Source organism: Pseudomonas sp. ASL9, assembly GCF_056680335.1.
Genome location: NZ_CM155277.1, coordinates 5,874,853 through 5,892,847, shown reverse-complemented (window position 1 = coordinate 5,892,847; position 17,995 = coordinate 5,874,853). Strand labels below are relative to the sequence as shown.

General features: G+C 59.6%; 15 protein-coding genes. 4 read left to right on the top strand and 11 right to left on the bottom strand.

What is annotated here, in order from left to right; translation table 11 throughout:
• Positions 1-7: 7 nt before the first annotated feature.
• The 6 genes from narI to AC1ME2_RS27025 form a co-directional block, all read right to left on the bottom strand.
• A complete protein-coding gene (narI, locus tag AC1ME2_RS27050; RefSeq protein WP_480438290.1) occupies positions 8-688 on the bottom strand; it encodes a respiratory nitrate reductase subunit gamma in 681 nt (226 codons plus the stop codon).
• Positions 681-1,436 (bottom strand): nitrate reductase molybdenum cofactor assembly chaperone, encoded by a 756-nt coding sequence (narJ, locus tag AC1ME2_RS27045; RefSeq protein ID WP_480438289.1) that lies wholly within the window; start codon positions 1,434-1,436, stop codon positions 681-683. Before narJ ends, narI begins: the two co-directional genes overlap by 8 nt.
• A 2-nt stretch (positions 1,437-1,438) precedes the next feature.
• Entirely contained in the window at positions 1,439-2,977 is a 1,539-nt protein-coding gene (gene narH / locus AC1ME2_RS27040) for a nitrate reductase subunit beta (protein ID WP_480438288.1), read from the bottom strand.
• Position 2,978: 1 nt separating this feature from the next.
• On the bottom strand, positions 2,979-6,752 hold the full coding sequence (locus tag AC1ME2_RS27035) for a nitrate reductase subunit alpha (RefSeq protein ID WP_480438286.1): 3,774 nt from the start codon (positions 6,750-6,752) through the stop codon (positions 2,979-2,981).
• A gap of 68 nt (positions 6,753-6,820) precedes the next feature.
• On the bottom strand, positions 6,821-8,218 hold the full coding sequence (locus AC1ME2_RS27030; RefSeq protein WP_480438285.1) for a NarK family nitrate/nitrite MFS transporter: 1,398 nt from the start codon (positions 8,216-8,218) through the stop codon (positions 6,821-6,823).
• On the bottom strand, positions 8,196-9,500 hold the full coding sequence (locus AC1ME2_RS27025) for an MFS transporter (protein WP_480438283.1): 1,305 nt from the start codon (positions 9,498-9,500) through the stop codon (positions 8,196-8,198). Before AC1ME2_RS27025 ends, AC1ME2_RS27030 begins: the two co-directional genes overlap by 23 nt.
• A gap of 314 nt (positions 9,501-9,814) precedes the next feature.
• On the opposite strand from AC1ME2_RS27025, the gene AC1ME2_RS27020 reads away from it, so the two are divergent.
• From AC1ME2_RS27020 to AC1ME2_RS27005, 4 genes are all read left to right on the top strand, one after another.
• Entirely contained in the window at positions 9,815-11,617 is a 1,803-nt protein-coding gene (locus AC1ME2_RS27020) for a HAMP domain-containing protein (protein ID WP_480438282.1), read from the top strand.
• Positions 11,614-12,261: a two-component system response regulator NarL gene (narL, locus tag AC1ME2_RS27015; protein WP_480438281.1), complete on the top strand. Its 648-nt coding sequence runs from the start codon at positions 11,614-11,616 to the stop codon at positions 12,259-12,261. The genes AC1ME2_RS27020 and narL overlap by 4 nt, the downstream gene beginning before the upstream one ends.
• A gap of 88 nt (positions 12,262-12,349) precedes the next feature.
• A complete protein-coding gene (locus AC1ME2_RS27010) occupies positions 12,350-13,027 on the top strand; it encodes a Crp/Fnr family transcriptional regulator (protein WP_480438279.1) in 678 nt (225 codons plus the stop codon).
• A gap of 81 nt (positions 13,028-13,108) precedes the next feature.
• The gene (locus AC1ME2_RS27005) at positions 13,109-13,519 is read left to right on the top strand and encodes a putative zinc-binding protein (RefSeq protein WP_480438278.1); all 411 of its coding nucleotides are present in this window, start codon (positions 13,109-13,111) and stop codon (positions 13,517-13,519) included.
• A 96-nt stretch (positions 13,520-13,615) separates the two neighbouring features.
• Here AC1ME2_RS27005 and ubiT read toward each other — a convergent pair whose 3' ends face one another.
• From ubiT to moaB, 5 genes are all read right to left on the bottom strand, one after another.
• Positions 13,616-14,089, bottom strand: coding sequence for a ubiquinone anaerobic biosynthesis accessory factor UbiT (gene ubiT, locus AC1ME2_RS27000; RefSeq protein WP_480438277.1), 474 nt, complete (start codon positions 14,087-14,089; stop codon positions 13,616-13,618).
• A complete protein-coding gene (locus AC1ME2_RS26995; protein WP_480438276.1) occupies positions 14,083-14,973 on the bottom strand; it encodes a U32 family peptidase in 891 nt (296 codons plus the stop codon). The genes ubiT and AC1ME2_RS26995 overlap by 7 nt, the downstream gene beginning before the upstream one ends.
• A gap of 10 nt (positions 14,974-14,983) precedes the next feature.
• On the bottom strand, positions 14,984-15,979 hold the full coding sequence (ubiU, locus tag AC1ME2_RS26990; protein WP_219060025.1) for a ubiquinone anaerobic biosynthesis protein UbiU: 996 nt from the start codon (positions 15,977-15,979) through the stop codon (positions 14,984-14,986).
• A gap of 120 nt (positions 15,980-16,099) precedes the next feature.
• Complete coding sequence (locus AC1ME2_RS26985; RefSeq protein ID WP_480438275.1) at positions 16,100-17,335, bottom strand: molybdopterin molybdotransferase MoeA; 1,236 nt, start codon at positions 17,333-17,335, stop codon at positions 16,100-16,102.
• Positions 17,332-17,886 carry a molybdenum cofactor biosynthesis protein B gene (moaB, locus tag AC1ME2_RS26980; protein ID WP_480438274.1) on the bottom strand — a complete coding sequence of 185 codons (555 nt, stop codon included), beginning with the start codon at positions 17,884-17,886 and terminating at the stop codon, positions 17,332-17,334. Before moaB ends, AC1ME2_RS26985 begins: the two co-directional genes overlap by 4 nt.
• Positions 17,887-17,995: the final 109 nt, after the last annotated feature.

Below are 17,995 nucleotides of genomic sequence, written 5' to 3'. Positions count from 1 at the left end.
TACCTCCTCAGATTTTCTGCCGAACGATTTGATAACGCCGTCCCAGGTACCAGATCGGTGCACTGACCATGTGTACAAGACGGGTAAAGGGGAACAGCACGAACAGGGTCAAGCCGAGAAACACGTGCAGTTTGTAGGTCAAGCCGACGGGCTCGATGGACGCTGCCGCTTCCATCGGACGCAACAGCACGGTGTTCTGCGCCCAATCGGCGAGCAGCACCATGACCGAGCCGTCCATATGCGCAGTGGATGCCACGATGGTCAGTAGGCCGAGTACCAACTGCGCCAGCAGCACCAGCAGAATCAAAATATCTGAAGGGCTGGACGTGGCGCGCACCCGTGGATCAGTGAGCCGTCGATTGACCAGCATCAACAGGCCAATCAGGCACAACAACCCGAAAAACCCACCGGAGACCATCGCCAGCAACTGCTTGTTCTCAGTGCTGATCAGGTGGTGATAAACCGACGCCGGCGTCAACAGACCGACGAAGTGCCCGGCCAGCACGAACAACACACCAATGTGGAAAAAGTTGCTCGCCACGCGCATCCCGCGATTGTTGAGCATCTGACTGGAGCCAGCCTTCCAGGTGTACTGCGAGAGATCGAAGCGTGCCCAACTGCCAAGCAGGCAAATCGCCAGGGCGACATAGGGGTAGACCCCGAACAACAACAGATTCCATTTAGACATTACCTACCTCCCCGGCTGGCATGGCGGCCAACCCTTCATGCTGAAAATCGACCCAGTGCAGCGGTACCGCGCTTTCCTCACGGGCCTTGCCCGGCGCACTTGGCAGGGAGCCACAACGGTCCTGCTGTTCAGCCTGAAGAAAGTCCACGGCCTCTTCTTCCCAAATCTTGTCGAGGGCTTCGAGCGAGTCGTCGCGGGGTTCCGCTGCGACCTGTGCGCGCAGATCGGCCACCGCCTGATGCGGCTCGGCTCCGGCGATCTGCAGCAGCGCCCGGAAGCAACTGGCATAAACACTCTCACGCTCTTCCAGACGTGCCGCCAACAAGGCCAACAGATGCGAAACATCGGCCAGGCCCTCGCGAGCCTCGATGTCTTCGCGGGTAGAGAGGAACTCCAGGTACAACGGGATATAGTCCGGCAGCTCTTTGACGCCGATGGCAAAACCGGCCTCCTCGTATTGCGCCATCATGTCGACCATGGCCTGACCACGGTCACGGGACTCGCCGTGCACATGCTCGAACAGCAGCAGCGACAGCGAGCGACCCCGACCAAACAGCGCACCGTAGTGCTCCTGCCCATCCATCAGGTCATTGGCGCAGATCAGCTCAAGCAATTCGAACAACGCACCGCGCTGCTTGGGGCTGATTTCCCGAGACTGAATAATCGCCTGCTCCAGTTCTTCACGACCGGCGATCAACGTTTCGGTCGGATAATCGAGCAACAGCGAAATCACTTTGAGAATTTGCATGCTCATTCCTCCCACAACTGGACGGTTTTCAGGATGTCGCGGCGGTTGGCTTTCTTAGCCCCGAACATGTTGGTGTCGGAGCTGCCGCTGCAGCCGCTGCCGAAACTGAAACCGCAACCCGAACGCTCGGCAAAGGCATCGCTCATGGCGTCTTCACGGTGCGCACTAGGTACAACAAAGCGGTCTTCATAGTTGGCGATCGCCAGGTAGCGATACATCTCCTCTACCTGGGCCACGCTCAAGCCAACATCCGCAAGCACTTGCAAGTCCTGGACGCCATCGACTTGTTCGGAACGTTTGTAGGCACGCATCGCCAGCAAGCGTTTGAGCGCGCGTTTGACCGGCTTCTCATCGCCTGCGGTCAGCAGGTTGGCCAGGTAACGCAACGGAATCCGCAGGCTGTCGACATCCGGGATCACCCCGTTCATGCCAACGGTGCCGGCGGTTGCGGCGTTCTGGATCGGTGACAGCGGCGGTACGTACCAGACCATCGGCAAGGTGCGGTATTCCGGGTGCAGCGGCAGCGCCAGCTTCCAGTCCACGGCCATTTTGTAGACCGGCGAACGTTGTGCGGAATCGATCACCGACTGCGGTACACCGTCGGCCAGGGCCTGGCGAATCACTGCCGGGTCGTTCGGGTCGAGGAAGATCTCCAGTTGTTTTTCGTACAGATCCTGCTCATTCGCCGTGCTCGCCACTTCGCTGATGCGGTCGGCGTCATACAGCAGCACACCGAGGTAGCGAATCCGCCCGACACAGGTTTCGGCACAGACCGTCGGCATCCCGGCTTCGATACGCGGGTAGCAGAAGATGCACTTCTCGGATTTACCGCTTTTCCAGTTGAAGTAGATCTTCTTGTACGGGCAGCCACTGATGCACATCCGCCAGCCGCGGCATTTCTCCTGGTCGATCAGGACAATCCCGTCTTCCTCGCGCTTGTAGATCGCCCCGCTCGGGCAGGCCGCCGCGCACGTAGGGTTGAGGCAGTGCTCGCACAGGCGCGGCAAATACATCATGAAGGTGTTTTCGTACTCGCCGTAGATGTCCGCCTGGATCTTGTCGAAGTTCTTGTCTTTGCGTCGTTTGGCGAATTCGGTACCGAGGATTTCCTCCCAGTTTGGGCCCCACTCGATTTTTTCCATACGCTTGCCGGAGATCAGCGAGCGCGGCCGCGCCGTTGGTTGGTGCTCGCCCAGCGGTGCGGTGTGCAGATGCTGGTAATCGAAGTCGAAGGGTTCGTAGTAATCGTCGAGGCTTGGCAGGTCCGGGTTGGCGAAGATATTTGCCAATACGCGGAATTTGCCGCCGATCCGCGGGTTGATCGTGCCGTTGGCATTGCGGATCCAGCCGCCCTTCCACTTGTCCTGGTTTTCCCATTCTTTCGGGTAGCCGATCCCGGGTTTCGATTCAACGTTGTTAAACCAGGCGTATTCCATGCCTTCGCGACTGGTCCAGACGTTTTTGCAGGTGATCGAGCACGTGTGGCAACCGATGCATTTGTCCAGGTTCAGAACCATGCCGATTTGTGAACGAATCTTCATCTCAGTTCTCCTCGATATCGGTCGGCAGGGGACGCGGCAGGTCATCGCCGGATGAACCATCGAGCCAGTCGACTTTGGCCATCTTGCGCACCACGACAAACTCATCGCGGTTGCAGCCGACCGTGCCGTAATAGTTGAAACCGTAGGCTTGCTGGGCGTAGCCACCGATCATGTGGGTGGGCTTGAGCACTACGCGGGTGACCGAGTTGTGATGGCCGCCACGGGTCTTGGTGGTTTCCGAGCCGGGTACGTTTATGATCCGTTCCTGGGCGTGGTACATCATCACCATGCCTTCCTTGACCCGCTGACTGACCACCGCCCGGGCGGTCAGCGCACCGTTGATGTTGAAGCACTCGATCCAGTCGTTGTCTTCGATACCGGCGCGTTTCGCGTCTATCTCCGAGAGCCAGACAATCGGCCCGCCACGGCTGAGGGTGAGCATCAGCAAGTTGTCGCTGTAGGTGCTGTGGATCCCCCATTTCTGGTGCGGAGTGATCCAGTTCAGGACGATTTCGATTTCGCCGTTGCTGCGTTTGCCTTTCACCCCTTCGATGGTGCGAGTGTTGACCGGCGGCCGATAACTCATCAACTGCTCACCGAACGCCTGCATCCACGGGTGATCCTGATAGAACTGCTGGCGACCGGTGATGGTGCGCCATGGAATCCCTTCGTGAACGTTGGTGTAGCCGGCGTTGTAGCTGACGTGATCGTCTTCGAGTCCCGACCAGGTCGGGCTGGAAATGATCTTGCGCGGCTGCGCCTGAATGTCACGGAAACGAATCGCCTCGTGGGCCTTGGACAGCGCCAGGTGGCTGTGGTCGATCCCGGTGAATTCCGACAGCGCGGCCCACGCCTTGACTGCCACCTGACCGTTGGTTTCCGGCGCCAGGGACAGAATCACTTCAGCGGCATCGATCGCCGTGTCGATTTTCGGCCGACCTTGGCTGATACCGGCTGCGCCTTCGTGGTGATTGAGTTCACCGAGGAATTTCACTTCCTCGTCGGTGTTCCAGTTGATGCCCTTGCCACCGTTGCCGTTTTTCTCGAGCAAGGGCCCAAGGGAAGTGAACTGCTTATAGATGTTCGGGTAATCACGCTCCACCACGTGCAGATTCGGGGCGTTTTTGCCTGGCTCCGGGGCCACGCCGGCACTTTTCCAGTCGGTACCGCCGAATGGCTGGGCCAGTTCGCCGACGCTGTCGTGCATCAGCGGGATGGTCACCAGATCTTTTTCAACGCCCAGGTGCCCTTCGGACATGCTGGAGAACGCCTTGGCGATGCCTTTGTAGATTTCCCAGTCCGAACGCGATTCCCAGGCTGGGTCGATGGCTGCCGACAACGGGTGAATGAACGGGTGCATGTCCGAGGTGTTCATGTCGTCTTTCTCGTACCAAGTCGCCGTCGGCAACACGATGTCCGAGTAGACGCAGGTCGAGGACATCCGGAAGTCCAACGTCGTGACCAGATCGAGTTTGCCGATGGCGCCCTCGTCCACCCATTCCGCTTCTTCGGGTTTGCAGTCGCCAACCTTGCCGATGTCTTCGTTCATCACACCATTTTTGGTGCCGAGCAGGTACTTGAGCATGTACTCGTGGCCTTTACCCGAGGAGCCCAGCAGGTTGGAGCGCCAGATAAACATGTTGCGCGGGAAGTTGACCGGGCTGTCCGGCTGTTCGCAAGAGAACCGTAGGGAACCGTCCTGCAACGACTTGACCACGTAGTCCTTGGGGTCCATGCCCGCAGCGGCAGCGTCACGACAAATATGCAGCGGGTTGGTGTTCAGTTGTGGCGCGCTGGGCAGCCAACCGGCGCGTTCGGCGCGGATGTTGTAATCCAGGGCATGCTCGGGAAACTGACTTTTATCGGCCAGCGGTGAGAGCACGTCGTGCATGCTCATCTTCTCGTGACGCCATTGCGAGCTATGGGCATAGAAGAAACTGGTGCCGTTCATTTGCCGTGGAGGACGATTCCAGTCCAGGCCGAACGCCAGCGGCAGCCAGCCGCATTGAGGACGGAGTTTTTCCTGACCGACGTAGTGCGCCCAACCGCCACCAGTCTGGCCGACACAACCACAGAGCATGAGCATGTTGATCAGCCCACGGTAGTTCATGTCCATGTGGTACCAGTGATTCATCGCCGCGCCGACGATGATCATCGAGCGACCCTTGGTCTTGTCGGCGTTGTCGGCGAACTCACGGGCGATCTGGATAGCTTTCTCGCGGCTGACGCCGGTGATCTGCTCCTGCCAGGCCGGGGTACCGGGTACGTTGGCGTCGTCGTAATCCTTGGCCACGTTAGCGCCGCCGAGGCCGCGATCGATCGCCAGATTGGCCGCCGACAGGTCGAACACGGTGGCGACTTTCGCCACGCTGCCGTCCGCCAGAACCACGTTATGCACCGGCACTCGCCGGTATTGCACGGCATCGCCTGCGACGTGCTGGAAGTGTTCGTGGGACTCGCCGGCAAAATACGGGAACGCCACTTCGGCAACGTCATCTCCGATCAGGCTCAGCTTCAGATCAATCTCACGGCCTTCGCCGCCTTCACGAGCGAGGATGTTCCACTTGCCCTTCTCGCCCCAGCGATAACCGATGGAGCCCTGGGGTGAAACCAGTTCACCGCTGACATCCAGGGCGATGGTTTTCCATTCCGGGTTGTTTTCCTGGCCGAGATTATCGGTCAGGTCAGAGGCCCGCAAGAAGCGATCCGGCTGGTAACCGGCGCCTGGTGCCACATCGACCATTTGCTTGAGCAGTACCAGCACCGGCAAATCGGTGAAGCGCTTGGCGTATTCGGTGAAATAGGCGCTTGGCTTGTCCAGGTGGAATTCTTTGAAGATCACATGGTTGAACGCCTGGGCCAGCGCCGCATCGGTGCCCTGCTTGGGGTTGAGCCACAGATCGGTGAGCTTGGCCACTTCCGAGTAGTCCGGAGTAATGGCGACCGTTTTGGTGCCCTTGTAACGGACTTCGGTGAAAAAGTGCGCATCCGGGGTACGGGTCTGAGGAACGTTGGAACCCCAGGCAATGATGTAGTTGGAGTTGTACCAGTCAGCCGATTCCGGCACGTCGGTCTGCTCGCCCCAGACCATTGGCGACGCCGGTGGCAAGTCGCAGTACCAGTCATAGAAGCTCAGGCACGCGCCGCCGATCAGCGACAGGTAACGCGCACCCGCGGCATAGCTGACCATCGACATGGCAGGAATCGGCGAGAAACCGACGATCCGGTCAGGACCATATTGCTTAATGGTGTAGACATTGGAAGCCGCGATGATCTCGTTGACTTCCTCCCAGTTGGAACGAATGAAACCACCCATGCCGCGTTTGCTTTTATAGGAGTCGGCCTTGACCTTGTCCTCGACGATACTGGCCCAGGCTTCGACCGGTGCCATAGTCTGCCGCGCATCGCGCCAGAGTTTGAGCAATGGCTTGCGAATTTTCGGGTACTTGAGCCGGTTGGCGCTATAGATGTACCAGCTGTAGCTGGCACCACGCGGGCAGCCACGGGGCTCATGGTTGGGCAGATCGTTGCGGGTGCGCGGGTAGTCCGTCTGTTGGGTTTCCCAAGTGATCAGACCGTTTTTGACGTAGATTTTCCAGGAACAGGACCCCGTGCAGTTCACCCCGTGGGTGGAACGCACGATCTTGTCGTACTGCCAGCGCGAACGGTAGACGTTCTCCCAGTCGCGGGACTCCTTGCGGGTCTCTCCGTGACCGTCGGAAAACTCGTTTTGCTTGCGATTGAAAAAGCGCAGTTGATCCAGTAAATGACTCAAGGTGTATTCCTCTCAGGCTTGCAGCAGGGTCTGTGCCCCGCCCACGCAATGGTTGGATTAAGGTCGTATCAGCAGGGCGTCACGGCGCCCTTGCGCGCGTACCACCACCAGGTCACCACAATGCAGCTCAGGTAAAAGCCGACGAACATGTAGAAGGCCATCTCCGGGCCGCCGGTCAGGGCCATTGAAGTGCCGAAGGATTTGGGAATGAAGAACGCGCCGAAGGCACCTATGGCCGAACTGAAGCCGAGCACTGCAGCCGACTCCTTGCCGGCATTTTTCATCGCCTGTTCGCGGAGGGCAGGCGCTTGCCCGGCGGAGAACTTTTCATGAAGGGTGCGGAAAATCACCGGGATCATCCGGAAGGTGGAGCCGTTGCCCACGCCGGTGGTGATGAACAGCAGCATGAACATACCGAGGAAACCGTAGAAGTTTCCGCCCGAACCGTGCTGCGGTAGGAAGTGAAGTACGCCGAAGACCATGACGATCATCAGGACGAAGTTCCACAAGGTCACTTTCGCGCCGCCGAGCTTGTCCGCCAGCCAGCCGCCCAATGGACGTACCAAGGCACCGACCAGAGGGCCGAGGAAGGCGAATTTCAAGGCAATGACATCCGGAAAGGACGTTTTTATCAACAGCGGAAAGGCTGCGGAAAAACCGATGAACGAACCGAAAGTCGCCAGGTACAACCAGCACATCAGCCAGTTGTGCTTGCGCTTGAAGATCACCGCCTGTTCGCTGAACGAAGCCCTGGCGCTGGACAAATCATTCATGCCAAACCAGGCAATCAGCGTCACCGCGACAATAAACGGCACCCAGACGAACCCTGCATTCTGCAGCCACAACTGGCCACCGTCTGGCAGTACTTGCGGTGATCCGCCCATGAAACCGAACACACCGAAGGTAATCACCAGCGGCACACAGAACTGCATCACCGAGACGCCCAGATTGCCCAACCCAGCGTTGAGGCCCAAAGCCGTGCCCTGCTGGGACTTGGGATAGAAGAAGCTGATGTTGGACATGCTCGACGCAAAGTTGCCGCCACCGAAACCGCAAAGTAAGGCAATCAGCACAAACACGCTGTAGGAGGTGCTCGGGTCCTGCACGGCGAAGCCCATCCAGATCGATGGCAGCAACAACGACGCAGTGCTCAGGGCAGTCCAGCGGCGGCCGCCGAAGATCGGCACCATAAAGGAGTAGAAGACCCGCAAGGTCGCGCCGGACAGACCAGGCAAGGCCGCCAGCCAGAACAACTGATCGGTGCTGAAACTGAAGCCGATGGCGTTCAAGCGCACGATCACCGTGCTCCAGACCATCCACACGGCAAAGGCTAGCAGCAGCGCAGGAATGGAAATCCACAGGTTGCGCGTGGCGGTCTGTTTGCCGCTACGCCCCCAGAACGCTGGGTCTTCCGGGCGCCAGTCATGAATGACCGGGCCTGAGTCAGGCTTTTGCAGAACGGACATGTTCTTCTCCTTGGGCAATGCTGGAAAACGGGAATGGGGTCACTGGCGGCTGCTTACCGAGCCACGGGCGCTTGCGGATTTCGCTGAAATACATCCAGGTGAGCGAGACCCAGACAACGCCGTACATCAACATGAAGCAGGAGGAGCGCACGCCGGTCAGGTCCACCAGCGCACCGAACAGAATCGGCAACACAAAACCGCCCAAACCACCGGCCAGGCCGACAATGCCGGACACCGCCCCCATGTTTTTCGGGTAGTCATTGGCGATGTATTTGAAAACCGAAGCTTTGCCGAAGGCGAAAGCGGTGCCCATGATGAACAGCAGCACGGTGAACAGCGTGGGGCTCAAGCCGATATGAACGTTCAGCGGGCCGTTGATGGTCTGCACCTGCAATTGGGTCTGGGGATACGAGAGCAGGAACAGGCAGATCCAGCTGACCCACAACACCCACCAGGTGACGCTTTGAGGCCCCCAGCGATCCGACATCCAGCCGCCGACAGCGCGCAGTACGCCGCCGGGCAGGGAAAAACAGGCCGCCAGCAGGGCCGCGCTTTGCAGGTTGAAACCGTATTCCTGCACGTAGTATTTGGTCATCCACAGCGCGAGGCCGACGTAGCCGCCGAAAACGATCGAGTAGTACTGGCAATAACGCCACACCGCCGGATCCTTCAACGCGCTCAGTTGTTCACGCAAGCTGGCACCGGTGGCGCAGCGATGGTCTTTGTTTTCTGCGCTCAAGAACCAGAACAGCAGTGCAGTGATGAACAGGATTGCGCTGTAGACTTTCGGAACTAACTGCCAACTGCCGGCAGCGATCAGCGCCGGGGCCAGAAACTTGGTCACTGCAGCCCCGGCGTTACCGGCGCCGAAGATGCCCATGGCAAAGCCCTGGTTCTCCTTGTCGAACCATTTGGCGACGTAGGCAATCCCCACTGAAAACGAGCCCCCTGCGAGGCCAACGAACAAGCCCAACGCTAGGAACTGCCAGTAGGCGGTGGCATGGCTGATCAGGTACAACGGCGCCACGCAAGCCAGCATCAGTAGAAAGAACACGCTGCGCCCGCCAAAGCGGTCGGTCAGCAGGCCCAGCGGCAAACGTACCAGCGAGCCGGTCAGCACCGGGGTCGCGGCGAGCAGGCCGAATTGGGTTTCGTTGAGCTGGAGAAGCTCCTTGATCGGCACGCCGAGCACGGCAAACATCATCCAGACCATAAAACACACGGTGAAGGCCAGCGTACTCATACCCAGCACAAGCCCTTGTTGCACACGCGGTTGGGTCACAATGCTCTCCAGTCAGTTATCCATGGCTGGAGACTAGTGAGGCGCACCCTGCGGAAAATTGACCCACGTCAACGAAGTCCATGGCGGTATCAGCCTATGCTGATGGGATCTACCTCCAAGGAGGTAGATCTAAAAACAAATAAAACCCTATAGTTATCAATACATTACTTTCGTCTGCCAACGTTCTGACTGACCGGGAGCGGCCGACAACTCTTTAGAGGTAGTGCACCCGGGATCGGCTGCAAAACCACCCGCAGCCATAATGTGGAGTTCTACATGCCAGGTTTCTTCACCTTATTTCTGGATCGGCGCTGATGCTGCGCTGGTTGCGCAGCTCCCTGCCCGCTCGCGCTGGATTGGCGGTGATTCTGATCGCCATCCTGGCCCTCGCCAGCTCCCTGAGCGCCGGGCTGATCGCCTGGTTCAGCCAGGGTGATGCGGCGGCCATCAACACCGCTGGCTCCGTGCGCATGGAGACCTATCACTTGAGCTGGAAACTGGCAGCAGGCGCAACCGGCGAAGAGATCACCACCATCACCGAGAGCCTGCAACAACGCCTGAACAGCGAGTCACTCAAGGCTGTGCTCGAAGATGGTCCACCGACTGCTCTGCACACCAGCTACCAACAAATCCAGCAACGCTGGAACGCCGATTTGTACCCCGCGCTGGAGCGCGGCGACGCTGCATTTTTCCAGGCCAACTCCCTATCTTTCGTTGAACAACTGAACCAGTTCGTCAGCCTGTTGCAGCAACAAAGCGAACATAAACAAGGCTGGCAGCAAGCGATCCAGGGCATGGCCTTGTTCACCACCATCATCATTCTGCTGATTGGTCTGTACGAGCTGCAGTACAGCGTGGTCACACCCTTGCAAGAGTTGGTGGGCGCTAACCGGCGCTTTCGCGATGGAGACTTCAAGGTCCGGGTCAACCATCAGTCACAAGATGAACTCGGGCAGTTGGCCATGAGCTTCAACGCCATGGCCGAGGCGATAGAAGAGTCGCACCGCACCCTGGAAAGTCAGGTCCAGCAAAAAACCCTGAACCTGCAACAAGCCAATGCCGCCCTGGAGTTGCTGTATCAAAGCAGCCGCAGCCTAGCCACGCGTCTGGCCAATGCCGAAGGGCTGGATGAGTTGATCCGGCGCTTCCAGCAGCGCCTGCCCGGCTTGCGTCTATCGCTGTGCCTGCGTGGTGCTGTGCACGCACCCGCCTCGCACATGCTCGCCCTGGATGGCGAAAACCACCGGGAAGTCTGTGCCAGCAGTGAATGCGCCACCTGCCAGAAACACACTAAATCCAGTCCACAAACCTTCAGCATCAGCAACCAGGGCAACGAACTGGGTGAGCTCAAGGCGCATTTTGACGACAGGCATCGGGCACAGGGCTGGGAGTCCCAACTGATCCAGGCACTGGCCAACCTGATCGGCACCTCGCTCTCGCTCAAGCGCCAACGAGAACAGGATCATCGCCTGCTGCTGCTCGAAGAGCGCACCATCATCGCCCGCGAGCTACACGATTCACTGGCCCAGGCGCTGTCGTACATGAAGCTGCAAGTCAGCCGCATGCAAACCCTGATGCGTCGTGGCGAACCGGTTGAAACCCTGGAAACCGTCACCGCCGAACTGCGTGAGGGGCTGAACAATGCCTACCGTCAGTTACGCGAACTGCTGACCACCTTTCGCTTGCAGATCCACGACGAAGGGCTGGTGCAGGAACTCAAGGACACCGCCCAGGAGTTCTCTCGCCGTGGGGATTTCCTGGTGCACCTGCACGTTGATACGCTGGCCTTTCAACTGTCGGCCAGTGAGCAAATCCACATTCTGCAAATCACTCGCGAAGCGCTGTCAAACTGCTCGCGCCACGCCCATGCGCAAAACGCCTGGCTGCAACTGCGTCAGGACGGCGAAACCGTCAGGCTCTCGGTCGAAGACGACGGTCGTGGCTTCAGCGGCAATACTGACAAGCGTGAACACCACGGCCTGACCATCATGGAGGAGCGCGCCCGCAGCTTGCACGGCCACCTGCAGATATGTTCCCGGGTGCCGCAAGGCACCCTCGTCCAACTGGAATTCCAACCGGAGTTTCTCGGGCAACAAACAGAAGGTAGCGTTTCATGAATCCGCCCCTGCGACACCGAATCCTGCTGGTAGACGACCATCCGATGATGCGTCATGGCATCCGCCAAATGCTTGAGTTGGAAGATGATTTCAACATCGTCGGCGAAGCCAACCACGGCGAAGAAGCGCTCGGTCTCATCGAACCGCTGCAACCGGATCTGGTGTTGCTCGATAACAACATGCCGCAGATGAATGGCATTGAAACCCTGAGGCGGTTGCGGGCCATGCACTACACCGGAAAGGTGCTGCTGTTCACCGTATCGGACGCCGAAGACGATATTCGTGACGCGCTGCGCCTGGATGCCGATGGCTATCTGCTCAAGGACATGGAGCCCGAACTGTTGGTTCAATACATTCGTGATGCATTGAACGGCGCACTGGTCATCAGCCCCGGCCTGACTCGGGTCATGGCCCAGGCGTTGCGTTCGCCGCCACGCCAGGCCGTGGTGGAACTGACCGAACGCGAGCGCCAAGTGCTGAAAACCATTGCCAGCGGTTTTAGCAACAAGGTCATCGGGCACAAGCTGGGCATCACCGAAGGTACGGTCAAGGTTCACGTCAAAAACCTGCTGCACAAGCTCGGCTTGCGCTCGCGGGTAGAGGCGGCCGTGTGGGCCATGGAGCATCTGCGCAGCACCAACTGACGGGGACATCCCTCTTTGGAGGTAGACCTGCGGAGGCATAGGCCACAGGGTCCGCGAGCCCTACCATGACCGTCAGCGGAGGTACGCCATGCTGACCCACCCTTCAATCGTTTTAACGTTGCGCCGTCACCACCTGTTCAGCCAATTGCCGGAAAAGGTCTTCCAGGACGTCTGCAATCTGGCCAATCTCAAACACTTGGGCTGTCACGCCACACTTATGCATCAAGGCGATCCGGCCAAGCGTTTTTTCTTGCTGGTCAGCGGTCAGATCAAGCTGCACAGGGTCACGGGGGAAGGTCAGGAAAATCTGGTGGAGATCATTCACGCCGGGCAAACCTTCGCCGAAGCCCTGCTGTTCAGCCAGGCCAGACTCTACCCGGTGAGTGCCACGGCACTGAAGGACTGCGTGCTGGTCAGCATCGAAGGCAGCCATTACCGCAACGCCCTGGAAGATCAGCCGAAGATCTGCCTGGCGATCCTGGCGAGCATGAGCATTCACCTGCACCAGCGCCTCAAGGACATTGACACCCTGACCCTCGCCAACGCCAGCCGACGGGTCATCAACTTCCTGTTCCAGGAACGGGACCCGGTCAATGGCCAAATCGTCTTGCAGGTGTCCAAGCGTCTGGTGGCCTCGAAACTGGGCATCCAGCCAGAAACCTTCTCGCGCATTTTGCATCGCTTGGTCGAGAGCGGCCTGATCGCCATGGAGCGCCGCAATATCCGAATCCTCGCCGAAGAGGATCTGGCCGCTTACCAACAGTAGCAGCCCCCCGGATTTGACCATGGTCAAGGCACAATGCTGTCAGCCTTGCACACTGGCAGAGTCCATCACTGGGGAACCCTCATGCCCGATTCAACCCTGCCGTTGGTCTACTCGTGCTCCGGCTGTTCGAATGTCGCGCAACTGGCCAACACCCTGGCCTTGCGCCTGGATCGCGCAGGCCTGGCCGAAATGTCCTGCATCGTCGGTGTCGGCGGGCATGTCGCGCCGCTGGTCAACAAAGCGCGCTCGGGACGGCCGATCCTCGCGCTGGACGGCTGCCCGCTGCAATGCGTCGAAGCCTGCCTGAACCAGCACGGCCTGCACGCCGATGTGCACCTGATCCTCAGCCAGCACGGCCTACGCAAACGCTATGGCGAGGACTGCACTGAGGAGCAGAGTGATGAGCTATTCGAGGAGGTTAAACGGTTGATCGTCGGGGAGGATCTTGAGGCGAAAACCCGGATAATCGTAGCCGCCTCGCCCTGCTTTTGATCAGCCCGCCCCTTCGGCAGGCCGAAGGGGCGGGGCGAAGCCTTTTGCTTACTTTTTGCCGGGGCGACGAAATTGGAGGCGTGAAGACAGTTGCTCCTACAGTGCGCCAGCCAACCCCTTCCCTGCCCGTTCCAGATTGCGCCACAACCAAACAGGCAATACGTCGGGGTCGAGGCTGTCGATCAGGTTCTTCAGCGCCAGCCCCAGTTCGGTATCACCCTCGATGACCAACCTTCGGCGAAAAAACAGCGTGTCCGGGTCTTCCTGACGACTGGCCAGGAGTAAAAACTCCCGCCAGTTGCCGCTGATGGTCACGTGTGCCTGAGCGTGCTCGGCAATCTGCAATCCCTCACGGCCCAGGCTCAGATACCAGGACAAGCCCAGATCAGGGATCCGCAGGCACAGCCAGCGACCGCGCAACAGCTCAAACCCGCCGTCGCGCAGCGGCTCGGCGAGGCAGCGATTGAGCACTTGCTGCAACGCCAACCGCTGCACGGCAAAAGGCACCCGGCGCACCAGCGGCAACAACCGGTCGGCACCTTTCAACAACCATTTTTTTCGGTTCAACACAGGCCTATCTCCTCGACGCGCAACATGCCGGCCTGGCCATGCCAATAACCATTGCAGCCTTCGACGAACAACGGCGGCGCCTCCCCCAGGCGGACTCGTTGATACGCCGCAACCACTTCAGCCATGCCCTGGGCGCGCGGGCTCAGGCGCAACAGATCAGCACCGCAGGCTACCAGTCCAGAATAATCAGCCAGCAGATTGGTTACGTCGGCCGACATCGTTTGAATGCCGTTGAGGGTGAACAACGGCTGGCCTTCCTGACTGGTCAAGGCCAGGCCGTCGGGGTAGTTGATGCAGCAAAACTGGCAGTCGTCCTTGGGTCGGTTTTCCGCCCTGGCGGTAAAGCAGCGCGCGGAATAGGCCAGGGGCAAATGCCCATAGGCAAAGATTTCAACTTCCGGCACCTCACGGCCCAGCTCGCGCACCTGTTCGATCACATCACCAATCAGTGCCGCCGAACATTCCACCGGTGGCACCCAGCGGGTCATTCCGCAGTCCAGCAGTTGCGTCAGTGCATGGCCGTTGTACAGATTGAGCGCCGGGCCACCGACAAAGGGCAGCTTGCGCTCGGCCAAAAACTGCACCGCCCCCATGTCGTTGGCTTCCACCAGTAATTGGCCGTTGTCGCAGAGGCGGCGCAGGCTGGAGAGTTCGGACGCTGCTTCGATCAGCGTCAGGCTGGAAAGCACCATCTGCGCCTGACTGCACTCGTGCAACTCACGCCCCAGGCCCAGCCATTGATCCAATGAAAATGCCCGACGTTTCGAACACACGGTTTCCCCCAGATAAATCACATCCAGAGGCAAGGCCGACATCTCGGCGTAAAAATTACTGAGTTGCTCTTTGTCCCAATAAAACAGGACCGGTCCCAAGCTGAGCTTCATGTCCAGTCCCTCATTGCCATGATCGATGATAGGCACCTAATGTGGTCTGGCTGCCTTCAGACAAACCGGCCAGCACCTGACGCCATTCATCCTTGACCCGAAAGCTGCCGGGCGAGCCGCGATGGGCATCCAGCGCGGCGCGCCAGACGCGGGTGACTTGTTCCACATAGGCAGGGCTGCGTTGGCGGCCCTCGATTTTTACCGCTTCGACGCCGATAGCTGCCAGTTCCGGCAGCAGATCCAGGGTGTCGAGGCTGGTCGGTTCCTCCAGTGCATGAAAGCGCTTGCCTCCCACCAGAAAACGACCTTTGCACAAGGTCGGATAGCCGGCGGGCTCGTCAGGGGTGTAGCGATCGATCAGGACTTCACTGAGGCGTGCGCTCAGGCCTTGGGCGTCTTCGCTCCAGCGTACGGCCTTGGCCGGCGAACAGACGCCACACAGGTTCGGCGATTCGCCCGTGACGTAGGAGGAAAGGTGGCAACGCCCTTCGGCCATGATGCACAAGCTGCCGAAGCCGAAGACCTCAATGGGCACCGGGCTGCTGGCGGCGACCTGGCGCACTTGCGTCAACGACAGCACCCTAGGCAGGACGGCGCGGCGAATACCGTAGCGCTGCGCATAGAACGTCAGCGCCGCGGCATGGGTTGCTGAACCCTGGACAGACAAGTGCAACGCCAGTTGCGGGTGACGCTGACTGGCATAGTTGAGCACCCCTGGGTCGGCGGCGATCAGCGCATCCACGCCGAAGTCGGCGGCGCGATCCACCGCCCGCTGCCAGCGTTCCCAGCCCTTGGGTTGAGGGTAGGTGTTGACCGCGACATAGAGCTTGCGTTGATGTTGGCGAATGAACGCGACTGCTGCGTCGAACTGTTTGTCGTCCATATTCAACCCGGCGAAATGCCGGGCATTGGTGTCATCACGAAAACCGACGTAGACGGCATCGGCGCCTTGGCGCACTGCCGCTTTAAGCGCAGGCAGGTTCCCTGCCGGGCAGACCAGTTGCATGGGTAATCCTCATGAAAGAACTCGTCTCGACCCTCGGCTGATACCTGTCGCACAGGATCGAAAATGCGCTGTCAGTCTAGCGGGACCGGCAGGCAGGGCCTTGACGGTGATCAATTGCCATCAATGCATCAGGTCGGCAAAGGACAGGAACATGACGTTGTCGTGTTTGAGGACCTGCTGCCCGCACTCGATCACGGCAAGGCCGTCGGCCCAGCAGGCGGCGCTCAACATGGCCGAGCTTTGCTGAGGGTGCAGCGCCACGCTCACTTGCCCATCGGCGCCAGGGGTCAACCTTGCCCGCAGGTACTGCCGGCGTTTGTTGCGCTGCAGCCAATCGAACCCGGCCGGCACGGCCAGTGGCACGGGCACCACGTCAGTTACCCCCTGTGCCCTGAGCAAAAACGGACGCACGACCACCAACGCGGTAATCAGCGCCGCCGATGGATTGCCCGGCATCCCGATCCAGGGTTTGCCAGCCACGTCGCCAAACGCCAGCGGTTTACCCGGCTGGATTGCCAGTCGCCAAAAATCAACACTGCCCAGCGCTTCGATCGCCTGCTTAAGATGGTCTTCCTCGCCCACCGATACGCCGCCAGAGGTCAGTAGCAGGTCGCATTCCGAAGAAGCCAGGCTCAAGGCATGCTGGCTGGCCGCCAACTCATCGACCATGACGCCATAGTCATGCACCTCCATACCCCAACCGCGCAACAACGCGGCGAGGCAATAACGATTGCTGTTGTATATCTGCCCCGGCGCCAACGACTCGCCCGGCTCACGCAACTCATCACCGCTGCTGAGCAGGCACACCTGCAACGGTCGGTAGACCTCGACCTGCGCGATTCCTGCACCCGCCAGAAGCCCCAGTTCTTGCGCGCGCAAGCGCTTGCCCGACTTGAGCAGCAGATGCCCCTGGCGTACCTCCTCGCCCTCCTTGCGCACATGCTCGCCAACGCTTACCGACGGGCACCAGACGTGCTCGCCCTCGACCCGGCAACGCTCTTGTGGCACCACGGTATCGGCGCCTGGTGGCAGCGGCGCGCCGGTAAAGATCCGCACCACCTGCTGCGGCAACAAGGGCGAGCTGTCGCTGGCCCCCGCGGCAATCCGCCCAACCACAGACAGATAACCGCCCGCCAAGGGCAGATCAGCAGCCCTGAGGGCGTAGCCGTCCATGGCACTGTTGTCCCAGGCCGGCAGGTTCATCGGGGATTGGATGTCACCTGCCAGCACCCGTCCCAAGGCTTGCTCCAACGGGATTTTTTGCACCGGTGGTGGCGGTGGTACCTGCTTCAACAGCCGGGTGATGGCCTCGTCCACGGGCATCAGGTTGCCGCTGTCACACACTGGGCCGGTCATGAACGTGCCTCACAGGCGTCAATGACCTGCTGCGCCTGCGGCTTCAAATGCGGAGCGAAATTGCATGGGCCGGTGCGACTGTCCAGTTGTTCGAGCAAGATCATGTTCCAGGCAGTTCGGCATGCGCCCGGTGAACCTGGTACGCAGCACACCAGCACCCCGTTGCTCATCCCGGCCAATGCCCGTGACTGCAAACTGGACATGCCGATTTCCGCCAGCGACACCTGACGGAACAATTCGCCGAAGCCTTCCACATGCTTGTCCAGCAAGGGCAGGACCGCTTGCGGCGTGTTGTCTCGAGGGGTGAACCCGGTGCCGCCGGTCATCAGTACTACTTGTACTTTTGGGTCGGCGATCCAGTGGGAGAGTTTTGCGCGGATCTGATAAATGTCGTCCTTGACCAGATCACGATCGATCAAAACATGCCCGGCCGTTTGCAGCAAATCCGTCAGTGTCTGTCCCGAGGTGTCGGTATCGAAAGTGCGCGTATCGCTGATGGTCAGCACGGCAATGTTCAGCGGTTGAAACGTGCGTTGCGCCAGATGGGCCATATCCAAGCCTTCCCGTAGATGAGGGTATGGCCCAGCCTGAACCGGAATCCCGACCGAGCCTATTCCTCCAAGGAGGTACCTCGACGGAGGCAAGCACATACCTGTGGGA